Origin of the sequence: Pseudomonas sp. LTR0 (assembly GCF_036630035.1) — a bacterium.
GTDB classification, from domain to species: Bacteria; Pseudomonadota; Gammaproteobacteria; order Pseudomonadales; family Pseudomonadaceae; genus Aquipseudomonas; species Aquipseudomonas putida_Y.
In genome coordinates, this window is the sequence record NZ_CP123734.1 from 5,279,215 (window position 1) to 5,298,573 (window position 19,359).

The 19,359-nt window shown below is 63.9% G+C and carries 16 protein-coding genes; 4 read left to right on the top strand and 12 right to left on the bottom strand.

The features are described from left to right. Positions 1–24 precede the first annotated feature (24 nt). Together argA and argE are read right to left on the bottom strand one after the other, a co-directional pair. On the bottom strand, positions 25–1,323 hold the full coding sequence (gene argA / locus QCL51_RS24095) for an amino-acid N-acetyltransferase (protein ID WP_003253723.1): 1,299 nt from the start codon (positions 1,321–1,323) through the stop codon (positions 25–27). A gap of 124 nt (positions 1,324–1,447) precedes the next feature. Next, positions 1,448–2,590, bottom strand: a complete 1,143-nt coding sequence (gene argE / locus QCL51_RS24100) for an acetylornithine deacetylase (protein ID WP_021783547.1) — start codon at positions 2,588–2,590, stop codon at positions 1,448–1,450. 227 nt (positions 2,591–2,817) lie between these two features. On the opposite strand from argE, the gene QCL51_RS24105 reads away from it, so the two are divergent. Then, on the top strand, positions 2,818–4,185 hold the full coding sequence (locus tag QCL51_RS24105) for a CYTH domain-containing protein (protein ID WP_338444393.1): 1,368 nt from the start codon (positions 2,818–2,820) through the stop codon (positions 4,183–4,185). Between the two features lie 95 nt (positions 4,186–4,280). Here the strand turns inward: QCL51_RS24105 and QCL51_RS24110 are convergent, their stop codons facing one another. Next, complete coding sequence (locus QCL51_RS24110) at positions 4,281–4,751, bottom strand: Lrp/AsnC family transcriptional regulator (RefSeq protein WP_003253717.1); 471 nt, start codon at positions 4,749–4,751, stop codon at positions 4,281–4,283. A 126-nt stretch (positions 4,752–4,877) separates the two neighbouring features. Between QCL51_RS24110 and QCL51_RS24115 the strand changes: the two genes are divergently transcribed. The 3 genes from QCL51_RS24115 to QCL51_RS24125 all read left to right on the top strand — a co-directional run bounded on the left by QCL51_RS24115 (position 4,878) and on the right by QCL51_RS24125 (position 7,443). Continuing rightward, complete coding sequence (locus tag QCL51_RS24115) at positions 4,878–5,183, top strand: hypothetical protein (protein WP_021783545.1); 306 nt, start codon at positions 4,878–4,880, stop codon at positions 5,181–5,183. A 183-nt stretch (positions 5,184–5,366) separates the two neighbouring features. Then, complete coding sequence (locus QCL51_RS24120) at positions 5,367–7,040, top strand: ATPase, T2SS/T4P/T4SS family (RefSeq protein WP_338444395.1); 1,674 nt, start codon at positions 5,367–5,369, stop codon at positions 7,038–7,040. 88 nt (positions 7,041–7,128) lie between these two features. Next, the gene (locus QCL51_RS24125) at positions 7,129–7,443 is read left to right on the top strand and encodes a DUF2388 domain-containing protein (RefSeq protein ID WP_003253711.1); all 315 of its coding nucleotides are present in this window, start codon (positions 7,129–7,131) and stop codon (positions 7,441–7,443) included. Between the two features lie 49 nt (positions 7,444–7,492). Here the strand turns inward: QCL51_RS24125 and gcvP are convergent, their stop codons facing one another. The 9 genes from gcvP to pepP all read right to left on the bottom strand — a co-directional run bounded on the left by gcvP (position 7,493) and on the right by pepP (position 19,345). Continuing rightward, positions 7,493–10,366, bottom strand: coding sequence for an aminomethyl-transferring glycine dehydrogenase (gene gcvP / locus QCL51_RS24130; protein WP_101196390.1), 2,874 nt, complete (start codon positions 10,364–10,366; stop codon positions 7,493–7,495). A 196-nt stretch (positions 10,367–10,562) separates the two neighbouring features. Further along, complete coding sequence (gene gcvH, locus QCL51_RS24135; RefSeq protein WP_003253706.1) at positions 10,563–10,946, bottom strand: glycine cleavage system protein GcvH; 384 nt, start codon at positions 10,944–10,946, stop codon at positions 10,563–10,565. Between the two features lie 51 nt (positions 10,947–10,997). Beyond that, positions 10,998–12,080 (bottom strand): glycine cleavage system aminomethyltransferase GcvT, encoded by a 1,083-nt coding sequence (gene gcvT, locus QCL51_RS24140; RefSeq protein WP_101196391.1) that lies wholly within the window; start codon positions 12,078–12,080, stop codon positions 10,998–11,000. 127 nt (positions 12,081–12,207) lie between these two features. Next, on the bottom strand, positions 12,208–13,830 hold the full coding sequence (locus tag QCL51_RS24145; RefSeq protein WP_338444397.1) for an iron ABC transporter permease: 1,623 nt from the start codon (positions 13,828–13,830) through the stop codon (positions 12,208–12,210). Between the two features lie 160 nt (positions 13,831–13,990). After that, positions 13,991–14,992, bottom strand: coding sequence for an extracellular solute-binding protein (locus tag QCL51_RS24150; protein ID WP_012054051.1), 1,002 nt, complete (start codon positions 14,990–14,992; stop codon positions 13,991–13,993). Positions 14,993–15,108: 116 nt separating this feature from the next. Further along, a complete protein-coding gene (locus QCL51_RS24155) occupies positions 15,109–16,326 on the bottom strand; it encodes a 2-octaprenyl-3-methyl-6-methoxy-1,4-benzoquinol hydroxylase (protein WP_338444399.1) in 1,218 nt (405 codons plus the stop codon). Positions 16,327–16,335: 9 nt separating this feature from the next. Then, the gene (locus tag QCL51_RS24160; protein ID WP_021783537.1) at positions 16,336–16,818 is read right to left on the bottom strand and encodes a DUF4442 domain-containing protein; all 483 of its coding nucleotides are present in this window, start codon (positions 16,816–16,818) and stop codon (positions 16,336–16,338) included. Continuing rightward, the gene (ubiH, locus tag QCL51_RS24165) at positions 16,815–18,014 is read right to left on the bottom strand and encodes a 2-octaprenyl-6-methoxyphenyl hydroxylase (RefSeq protein ID WP_135192597.1); all 1,200 of its coding nucleotides are present in this window, start codon (positions 18,012–18,014) and stop codon (positions 16,815–16,817) included. Before ubiH ends, QCL51_RS24160 begins: the two co-directional genes overlap by 4 nt. Beyond that, the gene (pepP, locus tag QCL51_RS24170; RefSeq protein WP_003253692.1) at positions 18,011–19,345 is read right to left on the bottom strand and encodes a Xaa-Pro aminopeptidase; all 1,335 of its coding nucleotides are present in this window, start codon (positions 19,343–19,345) and stop codon (positions 18,011–18,013) included. The genes ubiH and pepP overlap by 4 nt, the downstream gene beginning before the upstream one ends. Between the last annotated feature and the right edge of the window lie 14 nt (positions 19,346–19,359).

Below are 19,359 nucleotides of genomic sequence, written 5' to 3' on the forward strand. Positions count from 1 at the left end.
GCCCGCGAAGAGGGCGGTCCACGCTTACAGGGGCTTCTCGAAAATCTTCGAATTGCGCTGGTAGTTGTACAGCGAAGCCCGCGCCGCCGGCAGCCGCTCCACGCCACTCGGCGCAAAGCCGCGCTCGCGGAACCAGTGCGCCGTGCGCGTAGTCAGCACGAACAAAGTACTCAAGCCCATCTGCCGTGCCCGGCTCTCGATCCGTTCCAGCAGCTCGTCCCCACGCCCGCCATGGCGGTACTCCGGGTTCACCGCCAGGCAAGCCAGCTCGCCGGCCTCGGAATCGGCAATCGGGTACAGCGCCGCACAGGCGATGATCATGCCCTCGCGCTCGACCACGCTGAACTGCTCGATCTCTCGCTCCAGCACTTCGCGCGAACGGCGCACCAGGATGCCCTGCTCTTCCAGCGGGCTGATCAACTCCAGCAAGCCACCCACATCCTCGATAGTTGCCTCGCGCACCACTTCGAACTGTTCCTGCGACACCAGCGTACCGCCACCGCCACGGGTGAACAGCTCGGTGAGCAGCGCGCCGTCCTCGGCATAGCTGACGATATGGCTGCGCGCCACGCCGCCTTTGCAGGCCTCGGCCGCAGCATCCAGCAGTTCGCCCTGGTAGTCGCTGCCAAGACGCTGCAGATGCGGGGCAACCTGCTGCGGGCGCAGTTCGCGCACCAGCCTACCGTCAGCGTCCAACAAGCCCGGCTCGGCGCCGAACAGCAACAATTTGTCGGCACCCAGTTCGATGGCCGCGCGGGTAGCCACGTCTTCGCAGGCCAGGTTGAAGATTTCCCCGGTAGGCGAGTAGCCCAAGGGCGACAACAGCACGATGGAGCGCTCGTCGAGCAGGCGGCTGATGCCCTTGCGGTCGACCCGGCGCACTTCGCCAGTGTGGTGGTAGTCCACGCCTTCGAGCACGCCGATCGGCCGCGCAGTGACCAGGTTGCCGGAGGCCACGCGCAGGCGCGAGCCCTGCATGGGCGAAGCGGCAATGTCCATCGACAGCCGCGCTTCAATGGCCAGGCGCAGGGCGCCGACGGCATCGATCACGCAGTCCAGGGTGGCCGCATCAGTAATACGCATGCCCCGGTGGTAGTGCGGGGTCAGCCCGCGATCAGCCAGCCGGCTTTCGATCTGCGGGCGCGAGCCATGCACCAGCACCAGGCGCACGCCCAGGCTGTGCAGCAGCACCAGGTCGTGGACGATGTTGCCGAAATTAGGGTGTTCCACCCCATCGCCAGGGAGCATGACCACGAAGGTGCAGTCGCGATGGGCATTGATATAGGGGGATGCATGACGCAGCCAGTTGACGTAATCGGGCATGACAGAGCCTGTGGATAAGTGGACGGAGAACGGCGATGCAGGGGGCGTTCAGGATCATCGTCGGAACAGGCTTGCGGTCACGCGCGGTCTCCTCTAGGCAGGAACGAATCAGTTCGATTGACGTTTAGTGCAGGCAATAGTGCCGGATCAGGTCACGCAATAGACGCACGGTAGGCTCGATTCGTGACATTTCAAGGTATTCGCCGGGCTGGTGGGCACAGGCAATGTCGCCAGGGCCCAGCACAATGGTCTGGCAGCCCAGTTGCTGAAGATAAGGTGCTTCGGTGCCGAACGCCACCGCTTCAGCGCGATGGCCGGTCAGGCGCTCCGCGACCTGTACCAGTTCGACATCGGCAGCCTGCTCGAACGGCGGCACCTCCGGGAACAGCGGCGCATAGTCGATGCGCACCTCATGGCGCTCTGCAACCGGCAGCAATTTTTCGCGAATGGCCGCGCGCAGTTGCTCCACGTCCATGCCAGGCAGTGGCCGCAGGTCGAACTCCAGGGCGCACTGGCCGCAGATACGGTTGGGGTTGTCGCCGCCGTGGATGCAGCCGAAGTTCATGGTCGGGGTCGGCACGGTGAATTGCGGGTTGCTATAGGTTTGTTGCCACTGCTGGCGCAGGCCCATCAGCTCACCCATGACCGCATGCATGGCCTCCATGGCGCTGCGCCCCAGGCTTGGGTCCGACGAATGGCCGCTGCGACCGAGGATGTCGATGCGGTCCATGAGGATGCCCTTGTGCATGCGGATCGGCCGCAGCCCGGTAGGCTCACCGATGATCGCTGCACGGCCCAGTGGCTGGCCGGCCTCGGCCAGGGCACGGGCGCCGGACATGGAGCTTTCTTCGTCGCAGGTGGCAAGGATCAGCAGCGGCTCCTTGAAGTCGTGCTCCAGCAGCGGGATGACCGCTTCGATGACCAGGGCGAAGAAGCCCTTCATGTCGCAACTGCCCAGGCCGACCCAGCGGCCATCGGTCTCGGTAAGCTTCAACGGGTCGCTGGCCCACAGCTGTTCGTCATAGGGCACGGTATCGCTGTGCCCGGCCAGCACCAGCCCTCCCGGGCCGGTGCCACGGCTGGCCAGCAGGTTGAACTTGCCGGGGCTGACCTGCTGGATATCGCACTTGAAACCCAGGTCGCCGAGCCAACCGGCCAGCAGGTCGATAACCTGGCGGTTGGACTGGTCCAGCGCAGGTTGGGTACAGCTGACCGAAGGCGCGGCGATCAAGGCGGCAAACTGGTCTTTCAGCGTCGGCAACGGCATGCGCGTACTCCTCGGAAACGTTGCCCATCATAACAATGCCTATCGTTCGCAGGGCAACCCCATGGGCTTCTTCGCGGGCTCGCCCTCCTACAGGGTTTCGCTGCCCTCAAGGGCTACGCGTTATCTGTGGGAGCGGGCAAGCCCGCGAAGAAGCCACCACGATCCAACAGTCGACAGCCGACTGCTGTAAACTCCTTGCCAACCACGCCCCCTCTTTCGAGTCTGTGATGCACAAAGAAACCGAACTGAAGCTCCGCGCCAGCCGCGAGACCCTTGCCGCCCTGCGCGAGCACCCTCTGCTGAAAAAGCGCAACAAGTCCGGCTGGCAGACCCGTGAACTGCTCAACCAGTACTTCGACACCCCCGAGCGTGAGCTGTCCGCCGCCCGTGTCGCCCTGCGCCTGCGCCGCGATGGCGACGCGATCATTCAAACCCTCAAGTGCCGCGGCCAGAGCGTGGCCGGCCTGTCCGAGCGCAACGAGTACGAATGGAACCTGGACAAGGTCAAGCTCGACCTGAAGAAGCTGGACGCCACCTGCTGGCCCGAGCAACTGGCCAACCTGGACAAGAAAACCATCAAGCCACTGTTCACCACCGATTTCAGCCGTGAATACGCTGAAATCGCCTGGGGTCGTGGCAAAAGCAAGGTGGTGATCGAGGCTGCGCTGGACCAAGGCTTCGTGATCGCCGGCAAGCGCAAGGAAGAGATCTGCGAGCTGGAGCTGGAACTGCGCGAAGGTGAGCCGCAAGCCCTGCTGGAACTGGCCGCAGAACTGGCCGCCAGCCTGCCACTGATGCCGTGCGACATCAGCAAGGCTGAGCGCGGTTACCGCCTGCTGGAACCGGACAGCTACGAGCTGGACCTGCCGCACACCGCACTGGAAGCCGAAATGGCCTTGGACGACGCCTATGCCGCCCTCGCCTGGCAGCTGCTGGCCAGCAGCCAGCGCCTGGCCGAGCAGTACCGCCACAACGGCCACTGGCGCCTGTTGCAGGACTGGGTCGAGTGCCTGAGCGAGCTGCGCGCACTCACCGCCAGCCTGGGCCAGGCAGCACCGCGCGCTACCACCCGCGACCTGCGCGCCAGCCTTGATGCCTTGCTTGAAGACTGGCGCCCGCTGGTGCAGGCCGGCAACGATGACGAAGACATCCGTCGCGCCGCACCCGAGCAGTTTGCCGAAGAACTGGAAGACGTACGCTGGGGCCAGTTCTCGCTGGAAACCTCACGCTGGCTGACGGCCCGTACCTGGACCGCAGAGCGCAAGGGCCGCGGCGAACGCCAGGGCAAAGCGCAACTGGCCAGCTGGCTGGGGCATCTGCTGGGCGAGGAAGGCCGCGCGTTGAAGCTGCCGCTGTACACCCAGCGCCCGGAAGACCTGGCCGAGCAGTTGCCACGTATCGAGCAGCTTCTGGCCTGGCTGCACCACGCCCGCCAGGTGCTGGAAGCGCCGCAGATGGACCGCCTGTACGGCGACCTGAAAAAGCTGCACGAACTGGCCGAGCAGCCCATCAGCGATGAAGTGCTGGAAGCGCGTATCGAACAGGCTCGGGCTGTGGACCAGAGCCGCGGCTGGAAGCACCTGCTCAAGGCGTGATACCGCGCCGCCTGCTTCGCGGGTAAACCCGCTCCTACATACGATCCGCGCCAGGCGTGGGGCCAGTATAGGAGCGGGTTTACCCACGAATGGCCTCAACGCGATAGCGGCAGGCTAGTGGTGGATTTGATCTCGGAAAGCGCCACAATCGAATTCACCTCCTGAATCCCCGGCACGTTCGACAGTTTTTCGAAGAAGAACCGCTCGTAGGCCTCGATGTCCGACGTGACGATACGCAGCAGAAAGTCCACAGCCCCCATCAGCACATAACACTCCAGCACCTCAGGGAACCCGCGGATCGCCTCGGTGAACTCGGTGAAGTTGGAGCGCCCGTGGGCGTTCAGTTTCACTTCGGCGAAAATCTGCGTGTTCAGGCCGACCTTCTTGCGGTCCAGCAAGGTCACCTGCCCACGAATCACCCCCTCTTCCTTCAAGCGCTGAATGCGCCGCCAGCACGGCGATTGCGACAGCCCGACGCGCTCGGCGATCTGTGCACTGGACAGCGAAGCGTCCTCCTGCAGCAGTTCGAGGATGCGACGGTCGTAGGCGTCCAGCTCGCTGTGCATTGTTTATTCTCCAAATCAGATTTTTTTGAATAAAAGAATTCACTAATAAGACGAAACCACCCAATCATAGCGAAAAAATACCGCCACCAACGTGCAAGAATTTCTCCCTCATTTGCGGAGACCAGCATGAACGCACAGCCCCGTACCGACGCCTGGGCCGCCACCAACGCCCACAGCACCGTGCACTATCGCCTGCAGGCCGAGGCCGAGCCCGATAGCCTGTGCCGGGTGCTCAACCTGTTTGCCTTGCAGTTCCTGACCCCGCATAGCGTGCAGGTCAGCCAGCAGGATGACTGGCTGGATATCGAGGTCGGTATCGGCGGGTTGAGCTGGCACCGGGCCGAGGTAATTGCACAAAAACTGCGTAACTTGGTGTGTGTAGGTGAGGTGAGCCTGACCAATGTCCAGCGGGTGGCGTTGGCAGTGGTCTGAACCCTCTCTGCTGGACCTGTACCGCATAGCACTCAAGGCCCGCGCGATCCCTGTAGCAGCGGGTTCACCCGCGAAGCCCTCCGGTACAGACGCAGCAAAATCCCGAAACCTTTCACCTCCAATAGTCTCCCGCCGCCGGGCTAGCCTTGATCAGCACTACACGATCAGGCACGGACGCCAACCATGCACACCCCCGACAACCCGGCACTCGACCTCAAGCGCGTGCTTCAGGCCCTGCTCGCTGATCAGCACCTGCACGCCAGCGATACCCTGCAAGTACTCGAACACGCCGCCACCCACCCCGCTAGCCACCCGCTGGAACACATCGCCGCCTGCAGCCTGGAAAGCCGCCAGCGCCCCGGCCAGCCCCTGGACCTGGAGCACCTTTGCCAGTGGCTGGCCGACAAGGTCGGACAACCCTACCTGCGCATCGACCCCATGCAACTCGACCTGCCCCAGGTCACCGGCCTGATCTCCCCTGCCTTCGCCCAGCGCCACGGCATCCTCATCGTCGCGGCCGATGCCTCCAGCGTCACCGTCGCCAGCGCCCAGCCTTTCCAGGATGACTGGCAAGCCGACCTGGCCCGCAGCCTCGACCGGTCGATCCGTCGCGTACTGGCCAGCCCGCAGCAGATCCGTCAGTCGGCGCAGTCGTTCCACCGCCTGGCCCAGTCGGTAAAAGGCGCGCAATACCAGCAGTCGGCCAGCCTGGGGGAACTTGAGCAATTGCTGGAGCTGGGCAAACGCCAGGCCGAGGCCAGCGCAGACGACGCACATATCGTGCATATCGTCGACTGGCTGTTGCAGTACGCCATTGAGCAACGCGCCAGCGATATCCACCTGGAACCACGCCGCGAACAGGGCCAATTGCGCTACCGCATCGACGGCCTGCTGCACACCGTCTATGCCTTCCCCGCCGGGGTCACCCTGGCCCTCGTCAGCCGCCTTAAACACCTGGGCCGCATGGACGTTGCAGAGAAGCGCCGGCCGCAGGACGGCCGGCTGCAAAGCCGCCTGCCCGGTGGTGGCGAGGTGGAGCTGCGGCTTTCGACCCTGCCCACCCCGTTTGGCGAGAAACTGGTGCTGCGCCTGTTCGACCCGCAACAGTTGCAAGAAGGCTTCGAACGCCTTGGCTTGCACGGCCAGCAACTGGCCCAATGGCAGAGCCTGCTACGTCAACGCCAAGGCATCATCCTGGTCACCGGCCCCACCGGCTCCGGCAAGACCAGCACGCTGTACACCAGCCTCAAACTGCTGGCCACACCACAGGTCAACCTGTGCACCATCGAAGACCCGATCGAGCGTCTGGAACCAGCCTTCAACCAGCTGCAGGTGCAGCCCGCGCTGGACCTGGGGTTTGCCAACGCGGTCAGGGCCATGCTGCGCCAAGACCCCGACATCATCATGATCGGCGAAATCCGCGACCGCGAAACCGCCCTGGTAGCGGTGCAGGCAGCGCTGACCGGGCACCTGGTGCTGTCGACCCTGCATACCAACGATGCCTGCGCAGCCATCACCCGCTTGCAAGAGCTGGGTGTGGCCGACTACCTGATCAAGGCGACGCTTATCGGGGTGATGGCCCAGCGCCTGGTGCGAACCGTCTGCACCGACTGCCAGGCAGGTTCATCACCCGCCTGCCGAGCTTGCCGCGGTACCGGCTTTCAGGGGCGCACGGGATTATTCGAACTGCTCGAGCCCAGCGATGCCTTGCGCGCATTGATCGGCCCGCATGCCGACCTGACCCGTTTGCGGCGCCAGGCGCTGGCCGATGGACTGGTTGACCTGCGCCGTTGCGGCGAGACCAAAGTAGCCGCTGGGCAGACCCGTGCCGAGGAAGTGCTGCGCGTCTGCAACTGACGAAAAGTCCTTTGTATTCAAGGAACTTGCCTTGCCCGAAAAGATCCAAGCGCGCATCTTCAACCATCACCCTTCGAGGTGTTTCAACATGCGTCTCAAAACCGCCATTGCCGCGGCTACCTTGCTTTCGCTGCCTCTTGGCTCGGCCATGGCCGATACCTTCTGGCGTAACGTGATGACGTCCGGTGCTACCACGGCGTCGAGCTACCTGACCTCGCGGGATCACAAGCTGGTAGTGGCCGCGCAGGATGACGCCAGCAGCTTCGTCGCCAGCGAAGGCGCGATCCGCGGGCCGTTCCTGGAAGCGGCCATGCGCGAGGCACGGGCAGAGAACCCAGGGATGCAGGCATCCGACATGGAACTGGCCAATGCCATCCTGGCCAAGAATGCGGTAGCCGAGTAACCGCGTCGCCTGCTTCGCGGGTAAACCCGCGAAGCATCCAACACCACCCTCAGCGATAAGCCTCCACCGGCACACACGCACAGAACAGGTTCCTGTCCCCATATACGTTGTCTACCCGGTTCACCGCCGGCCAGTACTTGTGCTGGCGCACGTGAGCACTGGGGGCCACCGCCTGCTCCAGGCTATACGGCCTGTCCCATACCCCCAGCACATCAGCCAAGGTATGCGGTGCATGCTTCAGCGGGTTGTTCTCCGCTGGCCAGTTGCCCTGCTGTACTTCGTCAATTTCCGCGCGAATCGCCAACATCGCTTCGACAAACCGATCCAGCTCAGCCTTCGATTCACTCTCGGTCGGCTCCACCATCAGCGTGCCCGGCACTGGGAAGGACATGGTCGGTGCGTGGAAGCCATAGTCCATCAGGCGCTTGGCCACGTCCTCTTCGCTGATGCCTGTCAGTGCCTTCAACGGCCGTAGGTCAAGGATGCACTCATGCGCCACACGCTGGTTGCGTCCGCGGTAGAGCACCGGGAACGCCGCGCCCAACTGGCTGGCGAGATAGTTGGCCGAGAGGATAGCCACCTCGCTGGCGTCGGCCAGCTGCGGGCCCATCATGGCGATGTACATCCAGCTTATCGGCAAGATGCTTGCACTGCCCCAAGGGGCGGCGCTGACCGCGCTATTGTTCGGGTCCAACCCAGGCACCGGCACTACCGGGTGGCTGGCGACGAACGGCTTGAGGTGCGCGCGGATACCGATCGGCCCCATGCCTGGACCGCCGCCACCGTGGGGAATGCAGAACGTCTTGTGCAGGTTCATGTGTGAAACATCGGCCCCAATGTCTGCGGGGCGCGCCAGGCCCACCTGGGCATTGAGGTTGGCACCGTCCATGTAAACCTGGCCGCCGTGATGGTGCACCACCTCGCAGATTTCGCGTATCCCCTCTTCGTACACACCGTGGGTCGAGGGGTAGGTGATCATCAGGCACGACAGACGCTCACCGGCCGCGTGTGCCTTGGCCTTGAGGTCAGCCAGGTCGACGTTGCCATCGTTGTCGCAATCGACGATCACCACTTCCATGCCGGCCATCTGTGCCGACGCCGGGTTGGTGCCGTGGGCCGACGACGGGATCAGGCACAACGTGCGCATCGGCTGATGGCGGCTGCGGTGATAGCGCGTGATGGCCATCAGGCCGGCGTATTCACCCTGAGCACCGGAGTTAGGCTGCATGCAGATCGCATCGAAGCCGGTGATCGCGCACAGCCAGCTTTCCAGTTCGTCGATCATCGCCTTGTAGCCTGCTGCCTGGGCCGCCGGGGCGAACGGGTGCAGCTGGGCAAAACCGGGCCAGGTGATGGGGATCATCTCACTGGTGGCGTTGAGTTTCATGGTGCACGAGCCCAACGGGATCATCGACTGGTTAAGCGCCAGGTCCTTGTTCTCTAGCTGCTTGAGATAGCGCAGCATCTCTGTTTCGCTGTGATGCAGGTTGAACACGGGGTGGGCGAGGAATGGCGTGCGTCGCACCAGGCTGGCAGGGATACCTTCAGGCAGGGCCAGCTGGTCGAGGGCGGTGATTTCCAGGCCATGATCCACCCCCAGGAAGATGTCGAGCAGGCGCAGCACCGTCTGTTCGTTGCAGGTTTCATCCAGGCTCACCCCCAGGTGCCCGCGACCGAGAATACGCAAATTGATGTGCGCGGCCTCGGCGCTTTCAATGATGGCCGCCTGGGCACCGCCAACATCCAGGGTAAGGGTGTCGAAGAAGTGTTGATTGAGGCGTTTGATGCCTTTGGCCTCGAGGCCGGCAGCCAGGATGAAGGTCAGCCGGTGCACACGCTGAGCGATACGCTGCAGGCCTTCCGGGCCATGGTAAACCGCGTAGAAGCCAGCAATGTTGGCCAGCAGCACCTGGGCCGTGCAGATGTTGGAGTTGGCCTTTTCGCGGCGAATATGCTGCTCGCGGGTCTGCAGGGCCATACGTAGTGCGGTGTTGCCACGGGCATCGCGTGACACGCCGATGATGCGTCCCGGCATAGCCCGCTTGTAGTCATCGCGACAGGCGAAGTAGGCCGCGTGAGGCCCGCCGTAACCCATCGGCACACCAAAGCGCTGGGTCGAGCCCAGCACTACATCGGCGCCCAGTTCTCCGGGCGGCGCCAACACTACCAGGCTGAGCAAGTCCGCGGCCACGCAGGCCAAGGCCTGCTGGCTGTGCACCTGGTCGATCAGCGGGCGCAAGTCGCGCACTTCACCGTGGGTGTCGGGGTACTGCAGCAAAGCACCGAACACCGAGTGTTTGGCAAGGTTATCCACAGAGTCGACGATCAGCTCGAAGCCGAAGCCCTCGGCGCGGGTCTTGAGTACCGAAAGGGTCTGCGGATGGCAGTGCTCGTCGGCGAAGAAGGCGTTGCTCTTGTTGCGTGCCACCCGCTTGGCCAGGGCCATGGCTTCGGCGGCAGCGGTGGCTTCATCGAGCAGCGAGGCATTGGCCAGAGCCAGGCCAGTAAGGTCGATGACCATTTGCTGGAAGTTCAGCAGCGCCTCCAGCCGGCCTTGGGCAATTTCGGGTTGGTAGGGCGTGTAGGCGGTGTACCAGCCAGGGTTCTCCAGCACGTTGCGCAGGATGACTGTGGGGGTGATGGTGCCGTGGTAGCCCATGCCGATGAGGCTGGTCCAGACCTGGTTCTGTTCGGCGTAGCCGGCGAGCTTGGCCAGGGCGGCTTGCTCGTCCAGTGCCGCAGGCAGGTCGAGGGGGCGATTGAGGCGGATGTCTGGCGGAACGGTTTGCTCGATCAGTTCGTTGCGGCTGTTGATACCCAGCGCGTTGAGCATGGCCTGCTGCTCTGTGGCATCGGGGCCCAGGTGGCGGCGCAAAAATGGGTTGAGCTCTTGCAGTTGATGCAGGGATGGCGACTGGGACATGACGACGCTCTCTTCCTAGACCAGGCCTCATGGAGACTTACAAGTCTAGGAAGGGATTGCCGATTGTGCGGGGAAACTTGTTTGCAGGCCCGGCCTCTTCGCGGCTAAAGCCGCTCCCACAGGGGCTGTACCCGTCTCGAATGCAGCGCTGTACCTGTGTAGGAGCGGCTTTAGCCGCGAAGCAAGCGACGCGGTCTTACTCGCCAATCAGCGCCTGGTAGCCAGCCGCATCCAGCAACTTGTCCAGCTCGGCCGGGTTGCTTGGCTTCAATTTGAAGATCCACGAACCGTAAGGCTCTTCGTTGAGCAGTTCCGGGCTATCGGCCAGCTCTTCGTTGACCGCAATCACTTCGCCACCGACCGGGGCGTAGATGTCCGAAGCGGCCTTGACCGACTCCACCACACCCGCAGCGTCGCCAGCGCCAAACACTTTGCCGACTTCAGCCAGCTCGACGAACACCACATCACCCAAGGCTTGCTGGGCGTGATCGCTGATACCCACGGTCACGCTACCGTCGGCTTCCAGGCGAGCCCACTCATGGCTTTCGGCAAAACGCAGGTCGGCGGGGATATTGCTCATGTCTTGAATTCCTCGATTGGCTCAGCGGTAGGCCCGCCGGTTATAAATTGTTCAGATCAGGATCTTGCCGTGGCGCACGAAGGTCGGTTTGACCACCCGCACCGGGTACCACTTGCCGCGAATTTCCACCTCGGCCCGATCACCGGTAGCCATTGGCACGCGCGCCAACGCAATGGACTTGCTCAGCGTAGGCGAGAAACTACCACTGGTGATCTCCCCTTCGCCAATACCGGCTACACGTACTACCTGATGGGCGCGCAGTACACCGCGCTCTTCCAGCACCAGACCCACCAGTTTTTCTTGCACGCCGTGCTCGATTTCCGCAAGCAGGCCGGCACGGCCGATGAAGTCGCGCTCGGCCGGTTCCCAGGCGATACTCCAGCCCAGGTTGGAGGTGAGCGGGGTGTGGTTTTCGTCGATGTCCTGGCCGTACAGGTTCATGCCAGCTTCCAGGCGCAGGGTATCGCGGGCGCCCAGGCCGCTTGGGGCGATACCGGCGCCGACCAGGTCGTTGAAGAAGGCCACTGCCTGCTCGCCCGGGAAGATGATCTCCAGGCCGTCCTCACCGGTATAGCCGGTGCGGGCAATGAACCAGTCGCCGTCGGCAACGCCTTCAAACGGGCGCAGTTCGCGAATGAGAGCTGCGCGCCCGGCGCTGAGCAGGGCCGCGACCTTTTCGCGGGCATGCGGCCCCTGGATGGCAAGGATGGCCAGATCAGGCCGGGCCTGAAAGCCCACGGAAAAACCGGCACGCTGCAATTGCAGCCAATCGAGCACCTTGGCACGGGTGGCGGCATTGGTGACCAGGCGATAGCCAGTTTCCGTGCGGTAGACGATCAGATCATCGATCACCCCGCCCTGTTCGTGCAGCAGTGGGCTATACAACGCCTTGCCGGTATCGTCGAGGCGGGCCACATCGTTGGCCAGCAAGCGCTGCAGCCAAACGGTGGCATCAATGCCGTCGACATCGATCACGGTCATATGGGAGACATCAAAGACGCCGCAATCGCTGCGCACCTGGTGGTGCTCCTCGACCTGCGAGCCATAGTGCAGGGGCATGTCCCAGCCACCGAAATCGACCGTCTTGGCGCCTAGCGCCAGGTGCAGGTCATACAAAAGCGTGCGCTGTCCCATGGGTTTCTCCTTCCGGGCGTGGCGAAGCGGCGGCGGTCGATGACGTTGGGTCGTCAGCTTTTCTTGTTACTCACACCCGCCGCGCGAATGCCGCGCATTGTAGCCGCAAGGTCGCAAGCTGACATCCTCAGTGACTGTGACCGGGTCGACGTGCCGAACGGCGAATCAGGCCGATGACCGGCAGCAGCCCCACCAAGACCAAGGTCAGTGCCGGCAGCGAGGCTCGGGCCCACTCGCCCTCGCTGGTCATCTCGAACACCCGCACGGCGAGGGTGTCCCAGCCGAACGGTCGCATCAGCAAGGTGGCGGGCATTTCCTTGAGCACATCGACGAACACCAGCAGCGCGGCACTAAGGGCACCGGGTACCAGCAGCGGCAGATACACCTTGAAAAACAATCTAGCGCCGCCTACACCCAGGCTGCGCGAGGCTTCGGGGAGTGACGGGCGGATACGCTCCAGGCTGCTCTCCAGCGGCCCGTAGGCCACCGCGATGAAGCGCACCAGGTAGGCCAGCAGCAACGCCGAGAGGCTGCCTAGCAGCAGCGGCTTGCCGGCGCCGCCCATCCAGCTGGACAGCGGAATGACCAAGTGGTTGTCGAGGTAACTGAAAGCCAGCATGATCGACACCGCCAACACCGAACCGGGCAGGGCATACCCCAGATTGGCCAGGCCAACCCCGGCGCGGATACCGCCCGTCGGTGCCTGGCGCCGGGCAAAGGCCAGCAGCAACGCCACGCCTACCGTGACCAGCGCCGCCATGCTGCCCAGGTACAGGGTGTGCAGCACCAGGCCGACATAACGCTCATCCAGGTCATGCAGGCCGCGTTGCCAGAACCACGCCAGCAACTGCAGCAGCGGGATGACGAAAGCGCAGGCGAACACCAGCAGGCACCAGCCACTGGCCAGCAGCGCCTTGAGACCACGCAGTTGATAAAGCGCCTGCACGCGTGGTCGCTCGTTGCCGCTGCGGCTGGCACCACGGGCGCGGCGCTCGCCGTACAGCACCAGCATCACCGCCAGCAACAGCAAGCTGGCCAACTGGGCCGCACTGGACAAGCTGAAGAAGCCGTACCAGGTCTTGTAGATAGCCGTGGTGAAGGTGTCGAAGTTGAATACGGCCACTGCACCGAAGTCGGCCAGGGTTTCCATCAGCGCCAGGGCGATACCGGCACCGATCGCCGGCCGCGCCATGGGCAGGGCCACCCGCCAGAACGCCTGCAGGGGTGACAACCCAAGGACCCGCGCCGCCTCCATCAGCCCCTTGCCCTGAGCCAGGAAGGCCGTGCGTGCCAACAAGTAGACATAGGGATAGAACACCAGCACCAGAACGGTGATTACCCCTGCGGTAGAACGCACCCGGGGCAGGCGCATTGGCCCGAACACCTCACGCAGGGCGCTTTGCACCGGACCGGCAAAGTCCAGCAGGCCGACGAAGACAAACGCCAGCACGTAGGCCGGGATGGCGAACGGTAACATCAGCGCCCAGTCCAGCCAGCGTCGACCAGGGAAGTCGCAAAGGCTGGTGAGCCAGGCCAGGCTGACGCCCAGCACGGTGACACCAATGCCCACACCCACCACCAGGGTCAGGGTATTGCCAAGCAGGCGGCCCATCTGGGTGTCGAGCAGGTGGGACCAGATCTGCAGGTCGATGGATTGCCAGGACAACAGCAGCACACTCAGGGGCAGCAGCACCAAGGCGGCAATCAGGGAGACCGGGAGGTACCAGCGGCGTTGAGGGGTGTGGGGCAAGGCTGAAATCTCGAGTGCGATTGCGACCGCTGCGCGGTCGTTCGCGGGTAAACCCGCTCCTACAGGGACTGCGCAACCTTCAAAGGCAGTGCAGATCCTGTAGGAGCGGGCTTGCCCGCGAAGAGGCCCTTACAGGCCCCGGAAGGATAAGGCCTGGCGCTTAGTTGTAGCCAGCACGATCCATCAAGCGGATGGCTTCAGCCTGGCGCTTGCCGGCAATTTCCACCGGAATGCTGTCGGCCTTGAAGCTGCCCCACGCCGCCACTTCCTCCGATGGTTTCACCTTCGGGTTGGCCGGGAATTCCTGGTTGATGTCAGCAAACAGCTTCTGAGCTTCTTCGCCGGTCATCCATTCAACCAGTTTCTTCGCGGCTTCCGGGTGTGGCGCGTGCTTGGTCAGGCCGATACCCGAGAGGTTCACGTGAACGCCACGGTCACCCTGGTTGGGCCAGAAGATCTTCACCGGCAGGTTCGGGTTCTGCTTGTGCAGACGGCCGTAGTAGTAGGTGTTGACCACGCCCACATCACACTGCCCGGCCTCGATGGCCTGGATCACCGCATTGTCGTCGGAGAACACATCGGTGGACAGGTTGTTGACCCAACCCTTGACGATTTGCTCGGTCTTGGCCTCACCGTGGGTTTCAATCAGGGTGGCAGTCAGCGACTGGTTGTACACCTTCTTTGCCGTGCGCAGGCACAGACGGCCTTCCCACTGTTTGTCAGCCAGGGCTTCGTAGGTGCTCAATTCTTCGGGTTTGACCCGCTCTGTGGAGTAGATGATGGTGCGGGCGCGCAGGCTCAGGCCGGTCCAGTCGTGCGACGAGGCGCGGTACTGCGACGGGATGTTCTGGTCGATGACGTCGGACTCAATCGGCTGCAGGATGCCCATCTGCTCGGCCTGCCACAGGTTGCCTGCATCGACGGTCAGCAGCAGGTCGGCCACGCCGTTGTCGCCCTCGGCCTTGATGCGCTGCATCAGCGGGGCTTCCTTGTCGGTAATGAACTTGATCTTGACGCCGGTCTTGGCGGTATAGGCATCGAACACCGGCTTGATCAGCTCGTCGATGCGCGAGGAGTACACCACAACTTCGTCCGCTGCCTGGGCAGTGCCGCCGAACAGGGTCAGGGCCAAGGCGGCCAGTAGGGGCTTGCGTGGCAACATGAAAAGCACTCCTCGGATCGTATGAGAGGTGCGAATGGTAGTGAATCCCATTTTCCGGCTCATCTACCTATCCGTTACCGGATGTTGCAAAAGGCTGCTACGCAACCCCGGCACTCTCAAGCCTTGGCCAGATCCGGCAGGTCACCACTCAAACCCATCGCCTGGCGCACAAACAGCGCCTTGGCCTCCGGCATCTGCTCCACCAGCTTCAACCCGCTGTTGCGCAACCAGCGCAACGGCAGCGGATCGGCCTGGAACAACCTCTCGAAGCCCTCCATCGCCGCCATCAACGCCAGGTTGTGCGGCATACGCCGTCGCTCGTAACGGCTCAGCACCTTCACATCCGCCAACCGCTCGCCACGCTCGCAAGCATTGACCAGTACCTCGGCCAGCACCGCAGCGTCGAGGAAGCCGAGGTTCACACCCTGCCCAGCCAGCGGGTGGATGGTGTGCGCGGCATCGCCGATCAACGCCAGGCCTTCACCCACATAGCGCTTGGCGTGGCGTTGGCGCAGCGGCACGCATACCCTTGGGTCGGCCTGCAACACTTGGCCCAGACGGCCCTCGAAGGCACGTTCCAAAGCCTGCCGGAAGGCAGCTTCATCCAGCGCCATCAGTTGCTCGGCTTGCTCCGGGGTGGTCGACCAGACGATCGAGCACCAGTCCTGCTGGCCATCACGGGTCAACGGCAGGAAAGCCAGCGGACCTTCGTCAGTGAAGCGCTGCCAAGCCGTGGCCTGGTGCCCGGCGCTGCAACGCACGCTGGTGACAATGGCATGATGCAGGTAGTCCCATTCGCGGGTTTCGTAGCCGGCCAGACGCCGCACCGCCGAATTGGCACCGTCGGCAGCAATCACCAATGGCGCACGCAGTTGCCGGCCATCCGCCAGGGTCAGTAGCCACTCATCGCCAGAGCGGCGCAACTGCTCCAGCCGCGCATTGGCCAGCAGGCCGATGTCGCTGTCATGCAGGCGCTCCAGCAGGCTGTCCTGCACCACGCGGTTCTCGACGATATGGCCGAGCACCTGGGCATGCACACTGGCCGCCGAGAAGTGAATCTGCCCGGTGCCGCTGCCATCCCACACATGCATGTCGGAGTACGGCGTGGCGCGCCGCTGGGCAATGCCGTCCCAAGCGCCAAGGCGCTCGAGGATGCGCTGGCTGGCCGCCGACAGCGCGCTGACACGCGGCTCGAACGGGGCCTGGGCATCGAAGGGTACGACCGTCAGCGGGCCACCATCGAGCAACAGGATTTGCAGGCCACTGTGGCGCAACGCCAGGGCCAGGGCGCTGCCGACCATACCGGCACCGACAATCAACAGATCTGCGCGCATTTCCATGCCTTACGCCAGCCTCGCTTGCGGCTTGAGCCGTACATATAGGGTTTTATCGACCCGCGCCACCAACTCGCCGGCGCCATCGCGGATATCGACCTGCAAACGCGGCAGGCATTTCTTGCCGGTGGCTGCCTGCTGGCGGATTTCGTCCAGCAGTGCGTCACCGACGTGAAGCTCGGCATAGACCGGGCCTTTGCCCGGCGAGATGAAGTCGATGCTGGCGGCCTTGTCCCAGACGATGTAGTCACGCCCCAGCTGCTCGATCAGCAGCAGCATGTAGAACGGGTCGACCATGGCATACAGGCTGCCACCGAACTGGGTGCCGACGTAATTGCGGTTCCAGCGGGTCAGCTTCATCGCCACCTTGACGCTACGCAGGTCCGGGCTGATGTGCTGCACACGGATACCGGCACCCAGGTACGGTGGGTAGAGGTTCAGCAGCCAGCGCAGCATGCGCGCCCGGCGCGCCAGTTTACGCGGGTTGCTCATGCCTGGCCCCGCGGATCAGGACGGGTGCCCAGGCCCATGGCCTGGCGGGCGAACCAGCTTTTTGCCGGTGGCAACAGGTCGAGCCCGAGCAGGCCCAGGTTGCGCCCGGCAGTCAGCAACGGCTGATTGCTGCCGAACAGGCGGGTGACCTGGTCGGAGAAGCCGATGGTCATCGCCTGGTCCAGGCGCTGGCGCTGGTGATAGGCCTGCAGCGTGGTCAGGTCGCCAGGCTGCTGTGGACCTGCCAGCAGCGCTTCGGCCAGGGATTGCACGTCACGCAGCGACAGATTGAAACCCTGACCCGCGATGGGGTGCAGGCTGTGTGCTGCGTTGCCCAGCACCACCAGGTGCGGCCGCACCTGCTCCTGGGCCTCGATCAAGGACAGCGGGTAGAGGTGCCGTGCGCCCACCTGGCGCAGCGCGCCCAGGCGGTAGCCGAACACACCCTGCAGTTCGCGCAGGAAGCTGCGCTCGTCGATGTCGGCCAGGCGCCGCGCATCCATGCCCTGACGGGTCCATACCAGTGCGCAGCGGTTTTCCGGCAACGGCAGCAAGGCCATGGGGCCCTCTTCGGTGAAGCGCTCGAAAGCCTGGCCGCCATGGGCCTCACCCGGGGTAATGTTGGCGATCAACGCGCTCTGCTGGTACGGCGTGTGGCGCACATGGATACCCAACTGCTCGCGCAAGCCGGAGCGGCCTCCATCGGCCAGTACCGCCAGGTCACATTCCAGTTGGGTATCGTCGTTCAGCCGCAGGCGGTAACCGCGTTCGGTGGCCTGCATCGAGGTGACTTCCGCCGGGCAGCGCCAGCTGACCACCTCGCTGTCCAGCCCTTGCCACAGGCACTGCCCGAGCCAGGCGTTTTCCACCACGTAACCCAGCGCCGGTACGCCCTCTTCCATGGCATCCAGGCGGGTGGCGCCAAAGCGACCACGGTCGGAAACGTGAATCTGCCGGATAGGCTCGGCGCGGCGGCCGATGGCCTGCCACAGGCCCAGTTGTTGATAAATCTGCTGGGTACCGAATGACAACGCCGACGAGCGTGCATCGTAACTGGGCTGGTAGCTGTCGCCGGGGGCGAACGGCTCGATCAGCAGGATCTTCCAGCCGCGCGCCTTGGCGCCGGCCTGCAGGGCCAAAGCCAGGCTTGCGCCAACCAGGCCGCCGCCAATGATCGCCAGGTTCACCCGGCTCATGCCACGGCCTTGCGGGCAGCCTGCATCAGCGCCTCGATCTCGGCGACCGTACGCGGCACGCCCGAAGTCAGGATTTCACAACCTTGCCTGGTCACTACCACGTCGTCCTCGATCCTTACCCCAATACCGCGCCACTTTTTGGCCACGGCCTGATTGTCGGCGCCAATGTAGATCCCCGGTTCCACGGTCAGCGCCATGCCGGGTTCCAGTACCCGCCACTCGCCGCCCACCTTGTACTCGCCCACGTCGTGCACATCCATGCCCAGCCAGTGCCCGGCGCGGTGCATGTAGAAGGCGCGATAGGCTTCGCTGTCGATCAGCGCCTGCACATCACCTTCGAGCAAGCCCAGCTCCACCAGGCCTGCAGTGATGACCCGCACGGTCGCCTCATGGGCGTGGTTCCAGTGCTTGCCGGGGGCTATTTCGGCAAACGCCGCCGCCTGTGCCTTGAGCACCAGCTCGTAGATGGCCTTCTGCTCGGGCGAAAACCGCCCACTGACCGGGAAGGTGCGGGTGATGTCGCTGGCATAGCAGTCGATTTCGCAGCCGGCGTCGATCAGCACCAGGTCGCCATCCTTGAGCGGCGCATCGTTTTGTTGATAGTGCAGGATGCAGCCATTGCGCCCGGCCGCAACGATCGAGCCGTAGGCCGGCATCTTCGCCCCGCCCTTGCGGAATTCGTAGTCCAGCTCGGCTTCCAGGCTGTACTCGTGCAGCCCGGCGCGGCAGGCCTGCATGGCCCGCACATGGGCCCGCGCAGAAATGTCCGCGGCAGCACGCATCACCTTCACTTCCGCCGCCGATTTATACAGGCGCATATCGTGCAGCAGATGATCCAGCGCAACGAACTCGTTCGGTGGCTGGGCGCCCAGGCGTGCCTTGGAGCGGATCACGTTGATCCAGTCCATCAGCCGGCGGTCGAACTCCGGGTTGCTGCCCATGGCGCTGTAGACCCGCTCGCGGCCTTCGATCAGGCCAGGCAGGATCTCGTCGATATCCGTGATGGGGAAGGCATCGTCAGCGCCGAAATCGCGCACTGCCCCTTCCTGGCCCGCCCGCAGGCCGTCCCACAGCTCGCGCTCGGGGTTGCGTTCACGGCAGAACAGCACGTACTCGCCATGCTCGCGCCCCGGAATCAAAGCAATCACCGCCTCGGGCTCCGGGAAGCCGCTGAGGTACTGGAAGTCGCTGTCCTGGCGGTACACGTGCTCGACGTCGCGGTTGCGGATGGCAACTGCGGCGGCGGGCAGAATGGCGATGCTGTTGGGGACCATCTGCGCCATCAGCGCCTTGCGCCGACGGGCATACTCGGCCTTGGGAATGTGGCTCATGGGCAGACTACCCC

What these genes read in the sequence shown, in the direction of transcription:
- QCL51_RS24125 (WP_003253711.1), top strand. Translation starts at nt 7,129, where the DNA reads ATGCGTCTCAAAACCGCCATTGCCGCGGCTACCTTGCTTTCGCTGCCT.
- QCL51_RS24105 (WP_338444393.1), top strand. Translation starts at nt 2,818, where the DNA reads ATGCACAAAGAAACCGAACTGAAGCTCCGCGCCAGCCGCGAGACCCTT.
- QCL51_RS24160 (WP_021783537.1), bottom strand. Translation starts at nt 16,818, where the DNA reads ATGAGCAACCCGCGTAAACTGGCGCGCCGGGCGCGCATGCTGCGCTGG.
- gcvT (WP_101196391.1), bottom strand. Translation starts at nt 12,080, where the DNA reads ATGGGACAGCGCACGCTTTTGTATGACCTGCACCTGGCGCTAGGCGCC.
- ubiH (WP_135192597.1), bottom strand. Translation starts at nt 18,014, where the DNA reads ATGAGCCGGGTGAACCTGGCGATCATTGGCGGCGGCCTGGTTGGCGCA.
- QCL51_RS24150 (WP_012054051.1), bottom strand. Translation starts at nt 14,992, where the DNA reads ATGTTGCCACGCAAGCCCCTACTGGCCGCCTTGGCCCTGACCCTGTTC.
- gcvP (WP_101196390.1), bottom strand. Translation starts at nt 10,366, where the DNA reads ATGTCCCAGTCGCCATCCCTGCATCAACTGCAAGAGCTCAACCCATTT.
- gcvH (WP_003253706.1), bottom strand. Translation starts at nt 10,946, where the DNA reads ATGAGCAATATCCCCGCCGACCTGCGTTTTGCCGAAAGCCATGAGTGG.
- QCL51_RS24110 (WP_003253717.1), bottom strand. Translation starts at nt 4,751, where the DNA reads ATGCACAGCGAGCTGGACGCCTACGACCGTCGCATCCTCGAACTGCTG.
- QCL51_RS24115 (WP_021783545.1), top strand. Translation starts at nt 4,878, where the DNA reads ATGAACGCACAGCCCCGTACCGACGCCTGGGCCGCCACCAACGCCCAC.
- pepP (WP_003253692.1), bottom strand. Translation starts at nt 19,345, where the DNA reads ATGAGCCACATTCCCAAGGCCGAGTATGCCCGTCGGCGCAAGGCGCTG.
- QCL51_RS24155 (WP_338444399.1), bottom strand. Translation starts at nt 16,326, where the DNA reads ATGCGCGCAGATCTGTTGATTGTCGGTGCCGGTATGGTCGGCAGCGCC.
- QCL51_RS24120 (WP_338444395.1), top strand. Translation starts at nt 5,367, where the DNA reads ATGCACACCCCCGACAACCCGGCACTCGACCTCAAGCGCGTGCTTCAG.
- argE (WP_021783547.1), bottom strand. Translation starts at nt 2,590, where the DNA reads ATGCCGTTGCCGACGCTGAAAGACCAGTTTGCCGCCTTGATCGCCGCG.
- argA (WP_003253723.1), bottom strand. Translation starts at nt 1,323, where the DNA reads ATGCCCGATTACGTCAACTGGCTGCGTCATGCATCCCCCTATATCAAT.